The sequence below is a fragment of the Streptomyces sp. NPDC043738 genome (assembly GCF_056436545.1).
Genome location: NZ_JBWKCJ010000036.1, coordinates 1 through 20,412 on the forward strand (window position 1 = coordinate 1; position 20,412 = coordinate 20,412).

General features: G+C 70.7%; 15 protein-coding genes. 9 read left to right on the plus strand and 6 right to left on the minus strand.

What is annotated here, in order from left to right; all coding sequences use genetic code 11:
- Positions 1–150 precede the first annotated feature (150 nt).
- Positions 151–762, minus strand: a complete 612-nt coding sequence (locus AC0680_RS32875) for a TetR/AcrR family transcriptional regulator (protein WP_478636159.1) — start codon at positions 760–762, stop codon at positions 151–153.
- Between the two features lie 430 nt (positions 763–1,192).
- Here AC0680_RS32875 and AC0680_RS32880 point away from each other — a divergent pair, with 430 nt between their 5' ends.
- The 9 genes from AC0680_RS32880 (at position 1,193) to AC0680_RS32920 (ending at position 12,954) form a co-directional block, all read left to right on the plus strand.
- Positions 1,193–2,386: a pyridoxal phosphate-dependent aminotransferase gene (locus tag AC0680_RS32880; protein WP_478636162.1), complete on the plus strand. Its 1,194-nt coding sequence runs from the start codon at positions 1,193–1,195 to the stop codon at positions 2,384–2,386.
- Complete coding sequence (locus AC0680_RS32885; protein ID WP_478636165.1) at positions 2,376–2,894, plus strand: DUF6190 family protein; 519 nt, start codon at positions 2,376–2,378, stop codon at positions 2,892–2,894. Before AC0680_RS32880 ends, AC0680_RS32885 begins: the two co-directional genes overlap by 11 nt.
- A 40-nt stretch (positions 2,895–2,934) precedes the next feature.
- On the plus strand, positions 2,935–3,750 hold the full coding sequence (locus AC0680_RS32890) for a dihydrodipicolinate synthase family protein (RefSeq protein ID WP_478636168.1): 816 nt from the start codon (positions 2,935–2,937) through the stop codon (positions 3,748–3,750).
- An 83-nt stretch (positions 3,751–3,833) separates the two neighbouring features.
- Positions 3,834–4,604 carry an iron-containing redox enzyme family protein gene (locus AC0680_RS32895; protein ID WP_478636171.1) on the plus strand — a complete coding sequence of 257 codons (771 nt, stop codon included), beginning with the start codon at positions 3,834–3,836 and terminating at the stop codon, positions 4,602–4,604.
- Entirely contained in the window at positions 4,601–5,914 is a 1,314-nt protein-coding gene (locus tag AC0680_RS32900) for a methyltransferase domain-containing protein (RefSeq protein ID WP_478636174.1), read from the plus strand. Before AC0680_RS32895 ends, AC0680_RS32900 begins: the two co-directional genes overlap by 4 nt.
- A 46-nt stretch (positions 5,915–5,960) precedes the next feature.
- On the plus strand, positions 5,961–9,836 hold the full coding sequence (locus tag AC0680_RS32905) for a multicopper oxidase domain-containing protein (RefSeq protein ID WP_478636176.1): 3,876 nt from the start codon (positions 5,961–5,963) through the stop codon (positions 9,834–9,836).
- Positions 9,833–10,579, plus strand: coding sequence for a DsbA family oxidoreductase (locus tag AC0680_RS32910; RefSeq protein ID WP_478636179.1), 747 nt, complete (start codon positions 9,833–9,835; stop codon positions 10,577–10,579). The genes AC0680_RS32905 and AC0680_RS32910 overlap by 4 nt, the downstream gene beginning before the upstream one ends.
- A 327-nt stretch (positions 10,580–10,906) precedes the next feature.
- A complete protein-coding gene (gene argJ, locus AC0680_RS32915) occupies positions 10,907–12,103 on the plus strand; it encodes a bifunctional glutamate N-acetyltransferase/amino-acid acetyltransferase ArgJ (RefSeq protein WP_478636182.1) in 1,197 nt (398 codons plus the stop codon).
- Positions 12,100–12,954: an arginase family protein gene (locus AC0680_RS32920; RefSeq protein WP_478636184.1), complete on the plus strand. Its 855-nt coding sequence runs from the start codon at positions 12,100–12,102 to the stop codon at positions 12,952–12,954. Before argJ ends, AC0680_RS32920 begins: the two co-directional genes overlap by 4 nt.
- On the opposite strand, the gene AC0680_RS32925 is transcribed toward AC0680_RS32920, so the two are convergent.
- From AC0680_RS32925 to AC0680_RS32945, 5 genes are all read right to left on the minus strand, one after another.
- Positions 12,951–14,309: a (2,3-dihydroxybenzoyl)adenylate synthase gene (locus AC0680_RS32925; RefSeq protein ID WP_478636187.1), complete on the minus strand. Its 1,359-nt coding sequence runs from the start codon at positions 14,307–14,309 to the stop codon at positions 12,951–12,953. The genes AC0680_RS32920 and AC0680_RS32925 overlap by 4 nt on opposite strands.
- 212 nt (positions 14,310–14,521) lie before the next feature.
- Positions 14,522–15,070: a cutinase family protein gene (locus AC0680_RS32930; RefSeq protein ID WP_478636190.1), complete on the minus strand. Its 549-nt coding sequence runs from the start codon at positions 15,068–15,070 to the stop codon at positions 14,522–14,524.
- On the minus strand, positions 15,049–17,352 hold the full coding sequence (locus tag AC0680_RS32935) for a serine/threonine-protein kinase (RefSeq protein WP_478636193.1): 2,304 nt from the start codon (positions 17,350–17,352) through the stop codon (positions 15,049–15,051). The genes AC0680_RS32930 and AC0680_RS32935 overlap by 22 nt, the downstream gene beginning before the upstream one ends.
- 510 nt (positions 17,353–17,862) lie before the next feature.
- Positions 17,863–18,348 carry a hypothetical protein gene (locus AC0680_RS32940; protein ID WP_478636195.1) on the minus strand — a complete coding sequence of 162 codons (486 nt, stop codon included), beginning with the start codon at positions 18,346–18,348 and terminating at the stop codon, positions 17,863–17,865.
- A 223-nt stretch (positions 18,349–18,571) separates the two neighbouring features.
- On the minus strand, positions 18,572–20,086 hold the full coding sequence (locus tag AC0680_RS32945; RefSeq protein ID WP_478636197.1) for a flavin-containing monooxygenase: 1,515 nt from the start codon (positions 20,084–20,086) through the stop codon (positions 18,572–18,574).
- Positions 20,087–20,412 lie beyond the last annotated feature (326 nt).

Here is a 20,412-nt window from a genome sequence, read left to right on the forward strand (position 1 = left end):
AAGGGGAAGGGAAAACCGGTGGGAGTTGGGTGGCGAGGGAGGTAGAGTGGGCGGGGGGGTGGGGGGGGGTCGGGGGGGGCGGACCGGCTCGAGGGGGAGGGGGGCGGGTCCAGGCATGGCGCCATGCCTGGACCCGTTCATGTCACGACGTCATACGCCCAGCACCTGGCGCACCAGGCCGCCGACCGCCGCCCGGGTCCGTCCGCCCGCGAGCCCCCGCTCCCGCAAGGAGTGTTGTAGGTCGGCATCGAGGGGCGCCAGCAGCAGATGGGCGACGCAGTCCGCGTCCAGCTCGGGCCGGGCCTCGGTCAGCAGGATCGACAGATGGTGCTGCCAGAAGCGGTACGAGCCGACCCGGTAGCGGGCGCCCGGCGCCGCGGTCTCGGAGAGCCGGACGAGTTCGAGGTTCACTTCCAGCAGGTCGAGGTAGGCGTCGAAGAAGGCCTCGATACGGGTGGCGGGTGCGGCGCCCGGGCCGAGCGGGGGCGGGCCGAAGAGGATGCGCTCCTGGAGGTCCCGGTCCTCGCCGTCCAGCAGGGCGGCGGCCAGCCCGGCCTTGTTGCCGAATCTGCGGAAGAGCGTGCCCTTGCCGACCTGGGCCCGCGCCGCGATGGCGTCCAGGGAGACCCCGTCCACCCCGTGCTCGGCGAAGAGCTGGGCGGCGGCGGTGAGGATGCGGTTGCGGTTGCGGGCGGCGTCCGCGCGTTCTTGAGGCGGACGGGTGGACAAATCGGCCAGTTCGCCGGTCGACCGTTTGTGCACGTGGGGCCTCCGTTCGCCACGGTCACCGGCGGAAACCCGCCGGTCGTACGCAAAGGATGCGGAAAGTCTACCCACTCCCCCACGGCCGGAAATCGATTGTCGTCCGGTGTCCGGTATGACTAGAGTCGCCAATCGGACTGCAGTCCGCTTACGGGGGGAATCGTGACTGGATTGACCGACCGCGCCCGCATCGCGCATCCGGCGGCCCTATGCCGCATCTGTCTGTTGCCCGGGCCCCTTCACGGTCGAAGCGTCGGCTGACGACGTACGCCGGCAGATCCGGGCCCGCACCACGCCATGCCACCAGCCGGCGCACGCCGGCCGACGGCGCGGGCCGCACCGATGAACCTCCCACGTCCGACGGGGCGCTGACGCACCTGCATGCGTCGCGCCGCCGCGCCCAAGAGCACCGTGTGTGACTGGAGGAAGCATGAACCCGCACGGCACCATGCGCACCACCACCGAGCCCCAGCAGGAACTGCTCGACCTGACACAGCACGAGATCCAGGCGCTGCGCGCCAAGTTCAACCTCGGCGACGCCCACACCCACCAGCGGCAGTCCGCGAGCCAGCACCGGATCGTCGGCCGGCTGCCCGAGCTGTGGTACGAGGCCGAGGAGGGCCTGCAGGCCACCTTCGAGCAGAAGTTCACCGAGGCGTTCTTCCGGTTGCACCGGCAACCCACCGCCCTGGCCAAGAACAAGACCCTGCTCTCCTACGCCGCGTCGATCTCGACCATGGTCGTGGGGATGTACCTCAAGCGGCGGCGGATGGCCGTCACGCTCGTCGAGCCCTGCTTCGACAACCTCTACGACGTCCTCGCCAACATGGACGTACCGCTCTACCCCCTCGACGAGGCGGCGCTGCACGACCCGGACCGGATCTACTCCGAGCTCAAGCGCCGGGTCCGAACCGACGCGCTCTTCCTCGTCGACCCCAACAACCCGACCGGCTTCAGCCTGCTCCAGCACGGCCGCAAGGGCTTCGAGGAGGTCGTCCGCTTCTGCAAGGACCACAACAAGCTGCTGGTCATCGACTTCTGCTTCGCGTCCTTCACCCTCTTCGACCCCGAGCTGGCGCGGTTCGACATCTACGAGCTGCTGGAGTCCTCCGGGGTGTCGTACCTGGCCATCGAGGACACCGGCAAGACCTGGCCCGTCCAGGACGCCAAGGCCGCGATGGTCACCGCCAGCGACGACATCCGCGAGGACATCTACAACCTCCACACCAGCGTCCTGCTCAACGTCTCGCCGTTCGTACTGAACATGCTCACCCAGTACGTCGAGGACTCCGCCGCCGACCAGCTCGCCTCGGTCCGCGAGGTGCTGACCGCCAACCGCGACGCGGTGCGCAAGACGCTGGACGGCTCGATCCTCGAATACCAGGAACCGGTCGCCAAGGTCAGCGTCGCCTGGGCCCGGATCGACCACCCGGAGCTGACCGCCACCGAACTGCAGCGGCTGCTGAGCGCCGAGCAGGTGTACGTCCTGCCGGGCCGGTACTTCTTCTGGAGCCAGCCGGGCAAGGGCGAGTCCCATGTGCGCCTGGCGCTGGCCCGGGAGCCCGAACTGTTCGCCGACGCCATGGTGCGGATGCGTGAGGTGCTGGACCGCTATGGCCGCTGACGCCACGTCGGACACGTACGCCGACGCCGCGCTGTTCCTCGGGATGAACAGCGCGGACGACCGGCTCCGGCGCGCCTGCAAGGCGTTCTTCACCACCCGGCTGAACGGTCGGGTGGTGATGAGCCAGGAACAGGTCGGCCGCTGCGACGACGTCATCTGGCGGTTCGGCCGCGAACTCCAGGACGCCTACTACCCGTTCATGGACAACCTGCACACCGTCATGGACATCGCCCGCCCGCCGTACGACGAGGCCGACGTACGCCGCGGACTCGACGGGGAGCCCCCCAGCACGCTGCCCGTGCACGAGCGGCTGCTGCTGGGCATGGTCCTCAACCGGCACGGACGGCTGCACTCGGCCAGCGCCCGGCTGCTGGACCACGGCGCACGCGGCGGGCTGCCCGTCGAGGGTCCGGCCTCGGTCACCGGCCCCGAGCCGTCCTTCCCCGAGCCGCTGGAGAAGCTGTACCAGCAGTCCCTGGCCCTGCGCATACCGGTGGAAGGCCCGTGACGGCCATCCGGAAACCCGTACGGAAGGAGGCGAGCGCGGCGTGTTCCCAGGAGTGACCGTCGCACTGGTGACGCCGCTCACGGCCGCCGGAGAGGTATCCGAGCCCGCCGTCGCGCGCCTGGTCGCCGCGGTACGCCCGCATGTCAGCGCCCTGCTGCCGACCCTCAGCACCGGCGAGGGCGGCAGTTTGACGGAGCATCAGTGGGAAGGGATGGTGTCCGCCACCCACCGGCATGCCGACGGGCTGCCGGTGGTGGCGGGCGTCCTGCGGCCCACCACGGCCGAGGTCGCCGCCCGGGCGCGGACCGCCGAGCAGCTGGGCGCCCGCGCCGTGGCGGTGACCACCCCGTACGGGTCCGGGGTCACCCAGGAGGTGATGTACCGGCACTACGAGCAGCTGGCACGGGCGACCCGGCTGCCCCTGGTCGTCTACCACGAGTCCGCGGTCTCCGGAAACGCCCTCGAACTCGGCACTCTGCTGAGGATCTGCGCGCTGCCCGCCGTGGCCGGCGTGAAGGACTCGGCAGGCAGCGCCCGGTTCACCCGGCAACTGGTCGCCGCCCGTCCCGGCGTGCCCGTCCTCCAGGGCCTGGAGCATCTGCTGCTGGAGTCCGGGCCGGTCGACGGGTACGTCCTGGCGCTGGCCAATGTCGAACCCGCCCTGTGTGCGGCCCTGCTCGCCGATCCGACGGCGGACCGGGCCGCCGAACTCACCGCGGCCTGCGCGCGGTTCGGTCTCGAGCGCGACGACTGGTACCGCGCGCTCAAGACCGAGCTGTGCCGGCGCGGCGTACTGGAGACCGACCGTACGGCCGATGCCGACCCGGCCGTCGATACCGGAGAGATCCCGTCATGAGCATCACGACACCGACACCAACACGGACACCGCGGAAGACAGGCAGCGCACACCGGCGCCTGTTCGTCCTCAACCGCTCGCGCGTGACCTCCGAGGTCCTCGCGGAGATCGAGGATCTGGAGGCGGGCTGGATCGAGCCCCGGATCGCCGAGCTCACCGCCCGTTCGGAGCCGCTCTCCTCCCGCGCCCAGTGGGTCGCGCACCTGGACGCACTGCTCGCCGAGGAGCGCGCCGGCAGCCCCGCCGGAAAGTATCTCGCCGAGGAGGCCACTCGAGAGGAATTCGCTTACGTCGTGAGGGAGTTCGCCCTCGACGGTCTGACCGAGGCGCAGAACTTCTTCCCCGCGATACCCCGCCTGCCCATCAAGGCGCAGATGGCCGTGATGCGGGTGCTCATCGACGAGTTCGGCTGCGGCAACCTCCAGCAGGCGCACTCACAGCTCTACCGCAACCTCCTCGCCGAGCTGGGACTCCCGCAGGAGCTGGAGTGCTTCCTCGACACCACCGGCGACGAGACCTTCCAGTTCCTCAACGTCTTCTACTGGCTCACCCAACGCGCCCCGGATGTCGAGTACTTCCTCGGCGGACTGGCCTACCTGGAGGCCAGCATCCCCGACGCCTTCCAGGTCCAGGCCCGCGCCTGCGCCCGCCTCGGCATCGCCAACGGCGTCTACTACACCGAGCACTTGCACATCGACACCTTCCACATGAAGGAGATGCAGCAGGCCATCAAGGAGTACGGGGCCGTGCACGGCCTCGACCCCACCAAGGTGTGGATCGGCGCCCAGCTGCTCTCCGGCCTGATCGGGGACGCCTTCGACGCCGCCGTACAGCGGGCGAGGGAGGCGGTATGACGGACGCGGTCCTCGAAGAGCTGCCGGGCGACCGGGTCCGCGTACGGGTCGCCGGGCGGGAGTTCGTCATCGACGGGTCCTGCCCGCACCGCAAGGGCCGGCTCGTGCACGGCTTCGTCAATCCGCGCACGCTGCGGATCACCTGCCCGCTGCACCGCACCGGCTTCGACCTGACCACCGGCTGCCCGGTGGCCGGGCCCGCCACCGATGCGCTCACCGTCCACCGGACCGGTGTCCTCGGGCAGGACTATCGGCCCGAGCAGATCTGGCTCCCGGCGTCCGAGCAACTGCTGGAGTGGGACGACGGATTCCACGACCTGATGCTGGGCGACCACGTACGGATGGCGGCGTTCCGGGCCGCCGTCTTCGAGGCCGTACGCCCCGGGGACACGGTCCTCGACCTCGGCACCGGCACCGGCATCCTGGCCCGCTGGGCCCTGGAGGCCGGCGCCGCCCGGGTCTACGGCATCGACCTCAACGAGCAGATCCTCGACACGGCCGCCGACCGGCTCACCGCCGCCGGATTCGGCGACCGCTTCCACCCCCTCGCCGGCCTCTCCTTCGGCCTGGAGCTGCCCGAGCGGGTGGACCTGGTCATCTCCGAGATCATGGGCAACCTCGCCGACAACGAGAACTTCGCCGCGATCCTCGCCGATGCCCGGCGCCGCTTCCTCAAGCCCGGCGGCACCATGCTGCCGCGCCGGGTGGAGAGCTACCTCGTCCCGGTGGCCGCCGAGCGGGCCCATGCCCAGGTGGCCAGAGGGGTGCCCGAGGACGCGGGAAGCGCCGCCGACTTCGCCGCGCTGTTGCGCCGACGCGGGGCCCGGAGCCCGTTCGACCTCTACTACGACGCGGTCCTCCCGGTGGGCGCATACCTCGCAGCGCCCCGGCTGGCCAGGGAGTACGACCTTCAGGAAGACGGAGCGGCGGACACCGACTACCGGCTGCCGCTGGTCTACACCGTCCGCCGGGACGGCCTGTTCACCGGATTCAAGGGCTACTTCGTGGCGACCCTGTCGGACTCCGTCGCACTGGACATCTCCGGTGACGACACCGGCGGCCCGGACCGGGCCCGTACGACCTCCGACAGCTGGAAGCACTGCTATCTGCCGGTCGCCGAGGCGGTACCCGTACGGCGCGGCGACCGGATCGCGCTGACCTTCAGCCGGGAGGCCGGACCCGACGACTCCTTCGGGCAGCGCTACCGCTGGGAAGGGCGGGTGCTCTCCGGCGACACCGCCCTCGCCCGCTTCTCGCACAGCACCCGCCCGCACGGAACACCGCCGACGGGAGAACACCCACAACCCTGAGCACAACGGGACACAGAGCACGATCAGCACAACGGGGGAGCAGATCATGAGCACCGCATTCACACCAGGCGAGCAGACCCGCGACGGCCGTCCCATCAGGACGTACGACGTGGTCGCGCTCCAAGTTCCGATCGCCTACAACGAGTACGGCGATCACGACCGCGACGGCGCGCTGTACACTCTGGCCCGCGACGCCCACGAGCTGCGTGAGGTGGCGGCCACCTGGCCCGAGCCCTTCCCCAGCTACCTGGAGGAGCCCGAGCTGGTACCGCGCCCGCATCCGCTCGCCCGGCCGCTGGTGCTGCGCGTACGCAAGGGCGAGCGGCTGCGGGTACGGCTGAGCAACGAGCTGTCCCGCCCGGCCGGCATCACCATGCAGGGTGTGCGCTACGACGCCCGCACCATGGACGGGGCGGCGATCGGCGCCAACCCTGACAGCAGGGTGCCGCCGGGCGAGGCACGGGTCTACGAGTGGGTGTGCGAGCACGAAGGCGTCTTCCACTTCGGCGACATGTCCGACGCCCGGGGCGAGGGGACCCAGAGCCACGGGATGGTCGGCGCGCTGGTCGTCGAGGCCCCGGGAGCCACCTGGACCGACCCGGAGTCCGGCAGCCCGCTGGCGACCGGGCTCTATGCGGATGTACACCTGCCCGGGCGGAGCTTCCGCGAGTTCGTGGTCTTCATGATGGAGTATCCGAGCAATGCCAACCCCGCCACCCCGCCGCCCATGCCGGGGCACGGGCACGGCGGCGGACACGATGGTGGACACGACGGCGGACACGACGGCGGGCACGACGATGGACAGCCCGGCGGGCACGACGGCGGGCACGATCACGGTGGTGTGGGCGATACGGCCACCCCGGCGGCCGACCTGACGCGGACGCTGCGCATCCCCCGTGCCGACCAGCTCGCCGAGCCCGGGAAGCCCGCGCCGGCCGAGCACTCCGAGGAGTCCGACAGCCTGGCCGACCTCACCCCGCCCAACGTCGCGATGCTCCCGGTCAACCTCCGCATCGAGCCGATGGAATGGCGGATGTACCGCTACCAGAAGATGGTGAAGGACGGGGTGCTCGATGCGGAGCGTGATGCCACCTACGGCGAGGAGATGCACCACAGCTCCTGGATGTTCGGCGACCCCTCCACCCCGGTCCTCCGGGGCTACGCGGGCGACCCCGCCGTCATCCGGCTCGTCCACGGCGGTATGCGCGACACCCACGTCTTCCACACCCACCTCCACCAGTGGCGGCGCGACCCCGACGACGAGCACTCCCCGATCGTGGACTCGGTCAGCATCAGCCCGCAGGAGGGCATGACCCTGGAGCTGATCGGCGGCCTGGGCTCCACCCAGCACGCCGCCGGCGACTCCCTGTGGCACTGCCATATGTACGTGCACTTCCACATGGGCATGTGGGGCATGTTCCGGATCTTCGACACCCTCCAGAACGGCACCGGACGCTACCCGGACGGCAGCCGGATCCAGCCGCTGGTCCCGCTGCCGCACCGCGACGCCCCGCCGCTGCCCACCACCGGACGCCCCGGCTTCCCCGGGTTCCTCGCCCAGTCGGCGACCTACCCGCAGAAGAACCCCCGGCCGCCGCGGACGCCGCTGCAGCCGCCGGGCATGGGGCGCGAGCCCACCGCGCTGGAGGCGCTGGCGTACTGCCAGAACCCGCAGCCCGGCGAGGCGTTCACCAAGATCGGCCCGCCGGACGCACCGGTGCGCCGCTACCACCTCGTGGTCACCAACGGCATGGTCGTCTACCACGGCGACCCGACGAAGCCGCATGCCGAGACCTGGCACGACCACAACGGCATCTTCTACCTCCTCGCCGAGGAGGTGGAGGAGGCCGGCGGCCTCGAGGCCTTCAAGAGCCAACTCGCCAAGGGCGAAAGGAGGCTGGAGCCGCTGGTGATCCGCGCCAACAAGGGCGAGATCCTGGAGATGACCCTCACCAACGCCCTGCCGCCCGGCCCGCAGAAGGCATCCGTCTTCGACCCGCCGCTGCCGTTCCAGCCCGAGGTCGGTCTCCACACCCACCTGGTGAAGTACGACCCGCTGGTCTCCGACGGCTCCGCCATCGGCTGGAACTACCTCTCCGCGACGACCACCGCCGACCAGGGCCGGGAGGCGTACGGACAGTACAACTCGTGGACGTACCGCTGGTACCTCGACGAGGAGTTCGGCACTGTCTTCTTCCACGACCACCTGCTCGCCAACTACCGCCAGCGGCACGGACTGTTCGGCGCGCTGATGGCCGAGCCGGAGGGTGCCACGTGGGTCTCCCCCACCGACCACTCCACCGAACTGCGCCGCGGCAGCCAGGCCGTCATCCAGCTGCCCAACGGCCACGCGTACCGCGAAATGGTCCTGGCCCTCGGCGACTTCGTCCCCCTGGAACGGCACACCGGGCAGCCGCACGGCGAACCCGTCAACCCGCCGCCGTTCCCCGGCTCCCCCGACGACCAGGGCGGCATGGGCGTCAACTACCGCTGCGAACCGCTCGGAAGCCGGCAGGGCGACCCGGCCCACTGGTTCTCCAGCGGCGTCCACGGCGATCCCGGCACCCCGCTGCTGCGCGCCTACCCCGGTGAGGACCTGCGCCTCCATGTCCTGCAGGGCTCGCACGACCTGCAGCACAGCTTCACCCTCAGCGGCGCCCGCTGGCGCGAATGGCCCCGCCGCCCCGACACCGCCTGGCGCAACCAGCAGACCCTCGGCATCTCCCAAGTGGCCCAGCTCGCCCTGGCTCCCGCCCTGGGCCCCGGGGACCACCTGTGGTCCTTCACCTCCGGCAGCGAGCTGTGGCTCGGCTGCTGGGGCCTGCTGCGGATGCACGGGCGCAGGCAGCGGGACCTGCCGGCACTGCCCGGCGCGCACACCCCGCCCGCCCCGCCCGGACCCGGCCCCACCCGCCGCTACACGGTCCGCGCCCGCTCCCGCACGCTCGACTACAACGACCGGCGCACCGACCCGTACGGCCTGGTCTACGCGGTCGACGGCGAGGACGGCGAAGGGCCCCTGGTCCTGCGTGCCCGGGCCGGCGAACGGATCGAGGTCACCCTGATCAACGAGCTCGGCGGGCCGCCCCCGGCCAGCCCGTTCGACCCCCGGCTGATGGGCGACGAGGAACCCGGCGCCCGCACCGTCTCCGGCCGGGTCTCCCTGCACCCCACCCTCCTGTCGTACGACGTACGCACCGACGACGGTGCCCACGTCGGCCACAACGAGGACAGCACGGTCAAACCCGGCGGCTCGCGCACCTACCACTGGTACGCCGACGAGCCGGGCGTCGTCCTGCTGCGCTCGCACGCCGACGTGGTCTCCCATATGCGCCGCGGCCTGGTCGGCGCACTGGTCGTCGAGGAGGCGGATGCCACCCCGTACGACCCGGCCACCGGCCGTGAACGCTGGACCGGGGAGCAGGCCGTGGTCCGTCGCCCCGACGCCGAATCGGTACGCGAACTGGTCCTGATCACCCAGGACGGCCTGCGGCTCTACCACGGCGGCGACCTCACCCAGCCGGTCACCGACCTCTTCTCCGACAGCCCCGACGACTCCGGCCAGAAGGCGTACAACTACCGCACCGCCGCCCTGCACCCCCTGGCTCCGGACCTGGCCGACCCCGAGCCGCCGACCCCGCTGCTGCACTGCCGCCCCGGCGACCAGGTGGCCATCCATCTCGCCATCGGCGCCGCGCGGATGCGCAACCAATGCTTCACCGTGCACGGCCAGGTCTGGGACGCTTCCGAGACCGGCCGTGGCGCCTTCGTCTCCACGATCGGCGCCCTGGCTTCCGCCAGCACCCGCACCGTCCGTTTCCGTGCCAACCATCCCGGCGACTACGCCTACCGCACCGGCAACCTGCACTGGGGGGTCAGCGAGGGATGGTGGGGCCTGATCCGAGTACAGGAGAAGCCGTGACCCAAAAGGACGCAGTCGACGCGACGCCCGCCACGCCCGGCGCCAAGGACCCCCGGCTCCCGGCCACCCCGGACACCGTCGCCGTCTTCACCGACCTGAACTGCTCCTTCGCCCACGTCGCCGTGCACCGCCTGCACGAGACCCGCAAGCGGCTGGGCCTGGAAGGGCAGCTGTGGTTCGACTTCCGCGCCTTCCCGCTGGAGCTGTTCAACCGCGAGGTCAACGCCCGGCCCGGCGTCGACTCCGAGATCTCGGTGCTCGGCGCCGTCGAACCCGAAGCGGGCTGGCGGCTCTGGCAGGGCCCGGACTGGACCTACCCCGTCACCACCCTCCCGGCCCTCGAAGCCGTCCACGCGGCCAAGGCACAGGGCTGGCACGCCAGCGAACAGCTCGACCGGGCGCTGCGCCGGGCCTTCTGGGCGCAGGGGCGCTGTATCTCGCTACGGCACGTCATCCTCGAAGTCGCGGGGCAGACGGGTGTGGTGGACGTGACCGCGCTGGCCGACGCGCTCGACACCGGGTCGGCCCGCGCGGCCGTGATGGACCAGTACCGCGCGGCGAGCGACGGGCGGGTCAACTGCAGTCCGCACGTCTTCCTCCACGACGGGACCAACAGCGCCAACCCCGGTGTCCAGGCCCACTGGGTCAATGGTGACTTCGGCGTCGGCTCGCCGGTCATCGACAAGGACCGCGGCCCGGAGGTCTGCGAAGAACTCCTCATCCATGCCGCAGGTCTGAGGTAGGACGGCGTTCCCCCAGGCGGGTCGACCATGTGCTGCCGCACTGGCCGGCCCGCCTGCTCACCGTGGTGGGGCACACCAGCGGCCCGAACCGCCCCGGGGTGATGCATGCCTTCGCCAGTATCTCCCACCAGATGTTGGAGAACCCAAGTCCTCCGGCATCAGAGGACGAGGAGCGGGCGAACGTCGTCCGACGCGGCACCGTCGGGTCCCGGGCGTGACGGATCCGCTCCGCGGGCACGGTTGGCGGGCGGTCGAGGCGGGCACCACGGGCTCGGCAGCAGGGAAAGCGGATGGACAGCTCGCACCCGAGGTGCAAATATATGCCTCATGACGCATGATCATGCATCGACCCACGTTCCTTCCCCCGTGGCGTGGCCGACAGGCTTCTCGGCCTACACAGGGCACGGCGGACTGCGCGAGCACGGCGACGACATCTCCATCGTCGCGTCGGACCGGCCGGCCATCAGCGCCGCGATGTTCACCCAGAGCCTCTTCGCAGGTCCGGCCGTAGTCCTCAGCCGTGCCCACGCCGCGGCACGGAACCTGCGTGCCGTGACGACGCTCGCGCAGAACGCGAACGTCGCCACCGGGCGCCAGGGCGCCGAGAACGCCGCCGAGGTCGTCCGCCGCGTCGCCGGGATTGTGGGCATCCCGGAGGACGAGATACTCATCGGCTCCACGGGCGTCATCGGACGCCCGCTGCCGATGGGCACCATCCGTACGCACTTCGACGAGGCTGCCGAGCGCGGACTCGCGGCGTTCACGGCCGCCCCCTTGGAGGTGGCCCGCGCGATGATGACCACCGACACCCGCCCGAAGACCGCTGTACGGACCGTCGGGCAGGCCCGCGTCGTGGGCATCGCCAAGGGTGTCGGCATGCTGGAACCCAATATGGCCACGATGCTGGCCTACGTGTTCACCGACGCGGACGTCTCCCCGGCCGACCTCGACAGCGCACTGCGCACAGCGGTGGATCGCACGTTCAACTGCCTGAGTGTCGACACCGACACCTCCACCTCCGACACGGTGGCGGTGATCGCCAACGGTGCGGCAGGACCTGTCGATCCGGCGGAGTTCTCCGACGCCCTCGCCGACCTGTGCCTGGATCTCACCCTGCAGATGGCCAGTGACGGTGAAGGTGCCACCAAGCTCTTGCGCGTCACGGTCGCCCAGGCCGGCGACCACGGACAGGCCAAACGCATCGCCAAGAGCGTGGTGAACTCTCCTCTGGTCAAAACCGCCGTCCACGGCGCCGACCCCAACTGGGGTCGGGTGCTGATGGCCATCGGCAAGAACACCGACGACACCGACATCACGCCGAGCAACGTCACCGTGAGATTCGGCGGCATCGAGGTGTACCCCGAAGAACCCGAGGCCGACACCCTCGACACCCTCGTCGACATCATGCGCCGGGACGAGGTCGACATCGTCATCACGCTCGGCCTCGGGCAGGGCGAAGCCACGGTCTACGGCTGCGACCTGACCGCCGACTACATCCGTGTCAACGCGGACTACACGACATGACCGGGCTCGACCGTGGCAACGGATCCCACACCGTTCTGGTGATCCCCCAGTGGCAAGGGTCGGCCGCCCGCGATCCTCAACGGCTGGCCGAGGGGGCGCACCGGCTGAGCGCGCTGCTCCCCGCGGCGCGACGCACGGTCGTCGACGTCGACCCCCGCCCCGGACAGGACCGCGATGGCGTACGCCACCTCGATGTGCTGACCCGCTCGCTGGAAGCGATCAGGGCCGCACTGGGCCCGATCGGCGATGACACACCGCTCGCTGTGGGCGGGGACTGCGGCATCGAACTCGCGCCCGTCGCCCGCGCCGTGGCGCGCCATGGCGACAGTCTGGCGGTCGTCTGGTTCGATGCCCACGCCGACCTCAACACCCCCGACACCTCTCCCTCCGGGGGCTTTCACGGAATGGTGCTGCGCACCCTGCTCGGCCAGGGGCCGTCACCACTGTCACCCGGGCCGACGGAGCGCCTCTCCCCCCGGCAGATCGTGCTCGCGGGCGCGCGTGCCCTCGATCCCGCCGAGCGGGACTTCATCGAGTCCGAAGGAATCCGGTCCCTGTCCGTTCAGGCTCTTCGGGAACCGGACCAACTGGTTTCCGCGGTGGCAGGGACAGGGGCCACGCACGTCTACCTCCACCTGGACCTGGACGTGCTGGACCCCGAGCACTTCACCAGTCTGTCCTGCCCCGAGCCCGGGGGTCTGCACCCCGACCAGCTGCGCGCCGCCTTGCGTGCGCTGACCAGGCGCTTCAACGTCGCCGGCATGGGGATCACGGAGCATGCCCCGGCCGTCGACCCGGCCGGCAGTGACCACGTCCTCCAAAGGATCCTCGACGACATGGCCTGGCTCTAGGGACGGCCCTCCTTGAGGCGGCCGGTCACCACCAGGTTGCCGTCCGAGGTGCGCCGCACGAGGTCGCCGGTGCGGAAGTAGCCGCCGGCGGTGAAGGAGCGTGCGTTGTCGTCGGGCGCCCGGTAGTAGCCTCGCGGGGTGTACGGACCGCGGGCGAGGAGTTCGCCGGGCTCCCCGTCGGGCACGTCCTTGCCGTCGACGTCGACGATGCGGATCTCGTCGTCCGGCGACAGCGGGCGGCCCTGCGTGGTGAGCACGGTCTCGTCGGGATCGTCGGGCCGGGTGAGAGTGAGCAGCCCCTCGGCCAGGCCGAAGACCCGCTGCAGACGGCAGCACCATTCGGGGCCTATCCGTTCGGCGATCGCCCGGTGCAAGGGCGCGCCGCCGACCTGCACGAGACGCAGACTGCTCACATCAGCCTGGACCGTGGGAAGTACATCGAGCCAGAGCTGGGCGGCGGCGGGCTCCAGCGAGGTGATGGTGACCCGCTCCCGTCCGATGACCGGAAGGCATTCGGCGGGTTCCGGGGTCGCGGCCAGGACGACGGTGCCGCCGACGGAGAGCGTGCCGACGATGCCGGGGCAGCCCAAGGCGAAGTTGGACTCGGCGGGCAGCGCGGCGAGATAGACGTCGTTCTCGGTGAGCGACACCAGCTCGGCGGCGGCCCGCGCCTGGTAGGCGTAGTCGTTGTGGGTGCGAGGAATGAGTTGGGGCGCCGCGGTGGTGCCGCCGGAGGGCAGGAAGAACGCCACCTGGCCGGCGCCGTGCCCGAGCGCCGCCTCGGGCGGGGCGTCGGTGGAGCCCAGCGGGTAGTACTGGCAGCCTGCCGGGTCGGTCGTCAGGCCGCCGTACCGGGACGAGGAACCTGGCGCCTCGTAGGTGAACACCCGCCGCAGGAAGGGCCATCGGGCCGCGATGTCCTCGGCCATCGCCGTGTGGTCGAGGCCCTCGTGCGTCGAGGGACCGACGTAACCGACCGCCTCGGTGACCCGTACGAGGTGGGAGACCTCGGACGCGCCGTACGACATCGGGCAGAGCACGGGGGGCGTGCCCGCGCGCATCAGCGCGAACGCGGTGATGACGAACTCGGGAACGTTCGGCAGCTGGACGACGACCCGTTGCCCGGGCCTCAGGCCGCGCAACCGGAATCCGGCGGCCATGCGGTCCACGCGCCGGTTCAGGTTCGCGTACGTGATGCGGGTGCCGTCGTGCACGAGCGCGATCCGCGGTCCGTACTGCAGGGCCCAGCCGCGCAGCAGGTTGTCCAGCGTGTTGCCACGCCAGTGCCCGGCCGCCCAGTAGCGGTCGACGAACTCCTCGGGCCAGGGCGTGCAGCCGTCCAGCATGGATGTCATGAACTTCCTTCTGTACCAGTTTCCGACCCGGAAGCCGTGCGGGTCGTGTACGCGGTGACGGGAGTGGGACGGCGGTGATCCCGGCGAGCGCGGCCCCCGGCCTCCAACCCGGGCACCGGGGCCACCACCAGGGTGTGGTCGTTGGGGCCCGCCCCCGTTCTCAACACCGGGGGCAGGCAACCCCGCCGGCTTGATCTTGACGATCCAAACCGTCAACACCCCCGTACGCAATGCGCTTTCCCCACCATGGGTGGGGAACTCCATCGGCGGAATGTCCAAGGAGCGCTCTTGGTGAAGCAGCCGAGGACGGAGTCGACCGATGTCGCGTCGCACACCCCGTCGCCGCGGATGCAGAACCGTTCGACCGGAACGCCCGGGAACTCCTCAGGCCCGGCGCCGGGGGAGGTGAATCCGAGCGCGCTCCAGCCCTTCGGCACACGGGCCGCGATACCGGTGCCCGGCTGCATCGGGTCGGCGTAGAGCACGCCGTTGACCTGCGAACGCGGGATGTCGGTCGCGTTGTCGGCGATCTTCTGGAGCACCACGTCCGCGACCTGTGCGCCTTGGGAGTAGCCGACGATCGCCAGGCGTGCGCTCGGGTCGCGACGGTGCGTCTCCTCGGCTGCCTCCAGCAGATTCGTGCCTGCGCCGAACGGCGCCGACGCTGACCACAGCGGTTGAAATCGCGCTGAAACGGCGATGACCGTGCCGGCGGCAGGGGCGGCCGAGGGCCGGGCGCTCAGTCGTACGCCTTCAGGCACAGCAGCGTCGCGCCGTCGTCCACCTTCGTGGACCAGTACGTGTTGGGGTCGTACTGCCCGTGGCGGCAGACCTCGGTGCCGGTACCCGCCGTCGCCCGGTAGACGTCCGTGACGACGAGGATCTCGTTGTACGCGGCGGGAACCCTGCGGTCCGTGCAGTTCGGGGACGACAGCATCGCGATGCTGCTGACGTAGTTGCCGTCGTGCTTGGCGAGCAGGCAGTCGCCCTGGCGGTACTGGCCGGTGAGGCAGAGCGCCGTCCGCTCGCCGCTGCTGGTGGAATAGTACGACCAGGTCGCCTTGCCCACCCCGGACGCGCAGTCGTCGGTGGTGCCGGTGACTTTCACGCGCGTCCCGTAGCCGCAGGACGTCGTGTTCGGCTCCTTCTCGCTCCAGTCGTACCTGCTGAGACCGCCGTACCCGGTGTCGACGACGTCCAGACAGTCCCCGGCCGAGACGGCCTTGAAGGCGTCCTCGGTGGGGTCGGGCTCGGGGGAACTGGTCTCCGGCTCGGGTTCGGGTTCGGTCGCGGTGTCGTCGGAGCCGCCGCCGGACGAACTGGAGGAACTGGAGGAGCCGCCGGAACTGGAGGAGCTGTCGGTGTCGCTGTCACCGAGTGTGTCGCTGCCACCGAGGCCGCTGGTGCTTCCGCCGCTGCTGGACAGGGTGAACCGCGGGGTGGGGCTGCTTGTCGGGGTGTCGTCGCTCTTGTTGTCCCAGGGCTGCCAGATCAGGACCCCGATGATGAGGAACACCAGGAGCAGGCCGCCGCCCCAGCCTTCCGAGGAGCTCGACGTCGTGGTGGGTTTCTTGGTCGCTGCGGACTTCGGCGGGGCCGTGGGGGTCGGTCTCGTGCCGGTGCTCTTGTTCTTGGTGGAGGTCGCGGTCTTCTCGCGCGCCATGCGCTCGCGTTCCTTGCGCTGCCTCTCCTTACGCTCGCGCTCCCTCTGCTCCCTTTCCCTCTGCTCCCTTTCCTTCCGCTCCCTTTCCTTCCGCTCCCTCTCCTTCCGCTCGCGCTCCTTCTGTTCCTCTTCCTTCTGCTCCCTCTTCTTCCTCTCTTGTTCCTTGCGCTCCCGCTCCCTGCGTTCTGCCTCTTCCCTCCGTGCTTGTTCCCTGCGCCTGTGCTCCTCCTCTTCCCGGCGCGCCTGCTCCCGCGCCTCCGCCTCCGCCTGTTCCTCGGCCTGCGCCCGAACCAAGGCGTCCCGCTGCTTGCGCAGCGCCTCCAGTTGCTCGCGCATCTCGCTGATCGCCTCGTCCGAACCCTCCGGGACGCCGTCGGGCTTCAGCTCCGTCGGCGCTTCGGACGCGTCGAAGTCCACGGTTCCGTCGCGCAGTTGGCGCCCCTGTTCGGCGTACTCCTCGATCAGCGCGGTCCATGCTGCCGGAAGCCACCGCTCGGCGCCCCCGTCCGCGGCCACCTGGTCGAGGTCGGCGAGGAGGTCCCGCAGCACGTCGGACGGCTCGGGACGCCTCCCGGGGTCGACCTCCAGCAGGGGCAGGATCAGCGGTTCCAGTTCCGGCGGCAGCCCGCTGGTGTCGAGTTCGCCGCGCTGGACGAGGGCGAGTACCCCGATGGAGCGGTCGGTCTGCTCGTACGGCGGGCGGCCGACCGCGAGGAAGAAGAGCGTGGCACCCAGCGAGTACATGTCGGACGCGGCGGTGGACCTCTTGCCGCACGCCTGCTCCGGCGACGTGAACGCGAAGGTGCCGATGGTCGTCGTCGAGCTGGTGTGGTCGTGGGCGTGCGAGATGCCGAAGTCGATGAGTCGGGGACCGTCGTGGGGCAGCAGGATGTTCAGGGGTTTGACGTCCCGGTGGACGACCCCCAGGCCGTGCAGCTCGACCAGCGCCCGGGCGGCCCCGGCCGCGACCCGGCGTACCGCGTCGACGGGCAACGTGCCGGCGCTGACGACGAGTTCGGCCAGGTTGGGGGCCGGTATGAACTCGATGGCGAGCCATGGGCGGTCCGCCTTCGCGTTTGCGTCGAGCACCGTGGCGGTGTACGCACTGTCGACCCTCCCCGCCAGCTCCACCTCGCGGGCGAACCGCGCCCGGTCCGGCCTGCTCACGATCCCCTCGGCGAGGAGCGTCTTGACCGCGACGAGCCCGTGGTCCACGACGGTTCCGGTGGGCCCGGCGGCGCTGGCGGGTGTGCCCGGCGCCTCCTGACGGGCGAGGTAGATGCGGCCCATGCCGCCCGTGGCGATCCTCCGCAGCAGCCGGTAGGGGCCGAGCCGCCGCGGGTCGTTGGATTCGAGTGAGTAGAGCTTCATTCCGGCCATGCGGCGTCACTCCCCATGCGCGTCCCCCGTCTGTGCTGTTGTCCGCATGCGCCACGTGCGATCTACGCGGCCGTGCCATTCTGCGGTCAAACCGTGGCATGGCGAAGGGAGTTGGGGAAGTCCGCCGCGGCCGGCGGCACCTTGGGAACCGCTCGTCATGCCGGCTGTCGACTGTCGGCTGTCGGCTTCAGGGGATGGGGGCGAGGGTCCGGCGGCGGGGCAGTTCGCGCATGGTGGGCTCCGGAGTACAGGCGGCGGTGTCGCCCGCGTCGGGCTGCTGTGCGCCGTCAATCCTGGTCACCGGACGGCATTGCGTGATCGCCCGCGGGAGCGGTCTCTCCTCTCCCCCACGCGACGGAGCTGCCGGGCGCGGCTCACCTTCGCGAGGCAGCTCCGCCCAGCTCCCCAGGTCTGCGGTGCACCGAAGGCGTTCGGTCGTCGCCCCCGCCCGGCCGGACCACCCCCGCCGACTGCGGCGCGCTCATCGCTCGCGCGCGCCTGCGCCCCCGTTCACAGCGCAGCGGCCTGCCCGCGTACCAAGAGGTTCTGCGTGCCCAGGCCGATCGCCAGATACGCGTACAGGGACACGGTCCCCAGCACCCCGGCCCCGGCCTCGTGGTCGATCCACAGTCCCAGGCCGGTGTGCGCGCACACCGACGCCAGCCACAGCCCGGTGGTGGCCGACGTTCCCTTGCGCAGCACCACGCCCTGAGGGTCACGCCAGACCCGGACGGTCCGCGCCCTGGCCGCACCGAACCCCGCCGCGACGGCGAGGCTTGCCGCGAGGAGGATGACGGGCAGCACGGTCAGCGGGTGGTCCTCGGCGACGGAGAAGATTCCGAAGGCGATACCCGCGACGCCCAGGCACCCCAGGAGCACGGGGGCGATCAGCGAGCCGATGCGCCGCACCGGACGGGTGCGCAGCTGCCGTCGCACCACCAGACCCACGACCACCACGACCAGCACGAGGGCGGCCTCGCTGTGCGTACTTGCCATGTCGACTCCCCGTTGGTGCGCTGCACTCGGGTGACAGCGCCGTACCGCCCTATTGTGCGCGGGCGTCGATGGGGGCGATGACCGGGGCGGCCCGGCCCGAGGGCCGCCACACCCCGCCGGACCTGCTCGAAGTCTGGTCCTGCGCCGCCGACGCGGTCACGCGGCCCGCACCACGGTCGCCGGCCCGTCAGCCGACACCCGGCAGGAGTGCCGGCCCTGCTCGTCATGAGCCGGGCGGTGCCGGGATGCGCAGGACCTCGTACTCGGCCGGGTTCACCCGCCGGGTGGCCTTGCGGAACTCGCAGGTGGTGCCGGGCCAGACCGTGGTGTTGCGGCCCGCCCCGTCCAGGTACCAGCTGTCGCAGCCTCCGGTGTTCCACACGGTGCGCCGCATGCGTTCCTGGAGCCGGTCGTTGTAGGCGCGCACCGCGGCAGGACGGGCGTCCAGCGCGGCCTTTCCTCGCCCATCGCCTGACGCGTCGTTGTGCAGATCGAGCTGCCGGACGTAGTCGGCCAGGTAGTTGAGCTGGGACTCGATCATGAGGATCATCGAGCTGTTGCCCAGGTTGGTGTTGGGGCCGATGATCGTCATGAAGTTCGGGAAGCCCGCCGCGCTGGCACCGCGCAGCGCGGCCATGCCGCCCCGCCACTCCTCCGCGAGCGTGGTGCCCCTGGCTCCGGTGGTGCGCCGAGCGATCGGTGTGTCGGTGACGTGAAATCCGGTGGCGAAGATGATCGCGTCGACCTCGGCCCGCTGGCCGTCGGCCGCGGTGAGCGTGGAGCCGTGCACCGCGCGCAGCCCTGAGGCGACGATGTCGACGTTGGGACGGGCGAGCGCCGGATAGTAGGTGTTGGACAACAGGATGCGCTTGCAGCCGATGCGGTAACCGGGCCTCAGCACGGCCCGCAGCGCCGGGTCCTTGACGGCCCGGTGCAGGTGCCACAGGGCGACCTTCTCCATCATGCCCAGTTCACGCGGCCGCTTGGTGAACGCGCCGACCTGGAGCTCCCGTACGCCCCACAGCACGGCCCGCCGCAGCGCTCCCGCCACCGGCACCTTCTCGTGCAGCCACTGCTCCACACCGCCGATCCTGCGCTCCAGGCGCGGCAGCACCCACGGCGAAGTGCGCTGGAAGAGCGTGAGCCGCTGTACCTGGGGGCGGATGGACGGCACGATCTGAACGGCGGAGGCACCGGTGCCGATCACCGCCACGCGCTTGCCGCGCAGGTCGTAGTCGTGGTCCCAGCGGGCGGAGTGAAAGACCTTGCCGGGGAACGTCTCCAGCCCCGGAGTGTCCGGAACCTTGGGGGTGGACAGCGGGCCGGTGGCACAGACGGCCAGGTCGGCGGTCAGCCTCCCCCGAGCGGTGTCGATCTCCCAGTGCAGTGCACCGGGGTCCCAGCGCAGGGCGTGGACCTCGCAGTCGAAACGGATGTGCGGGCGCAACCCGAAGGTGTCGGTGACGTGCTCCAGGTACGCGCGGATGTGCCGCTGCCCGGAGAAGGTGCGCGGCCACCGGGGGTTGGGGGCGAAGGAGAACGCGTACAGGTGAGAGGGCACATCGCAGGCGCAGCCGGGATAGGCGTTGTCCCGCCAGGTGCCGCCGACGGAGTCGGACCGCTCCAGTACCACGAAGTCGGTGACGCCCTCGCGGCGGAGCCGTACGGCCGCGCCCAGGCCGCCGAATCCGGATCCGATCACCGCCACTCGTACGTGCTCGCCCGTCAGCTCCGCCATGGCGCGCCCCTCTCCGGTCCCTTGAAGCCGCTGGAATGCTCACCACGCCAGAAAGCACCGGGACGAATACGAGCGTAGGGCAGTCGACTTACCAGCGGTATACGACCAATGGCGGGAGTTGCCGGTTCTCCTATGTCCCTGCGGATTCCCTCAACGGATTTGGTGAGAGTTTCTCAGCGGTGCGGATGGGGCTCGTAGTAGTGGGCGGGCGGTCGTGGTGCATGAGTTGTCCGGGGAAGTCGTGCGAGCCATTCGGTCAGCCGGAGCGCACGAGAATCCGCGGGGCGACGAGGTTTCGAATGAATTGGCGCAGCGCATTTGTTCAA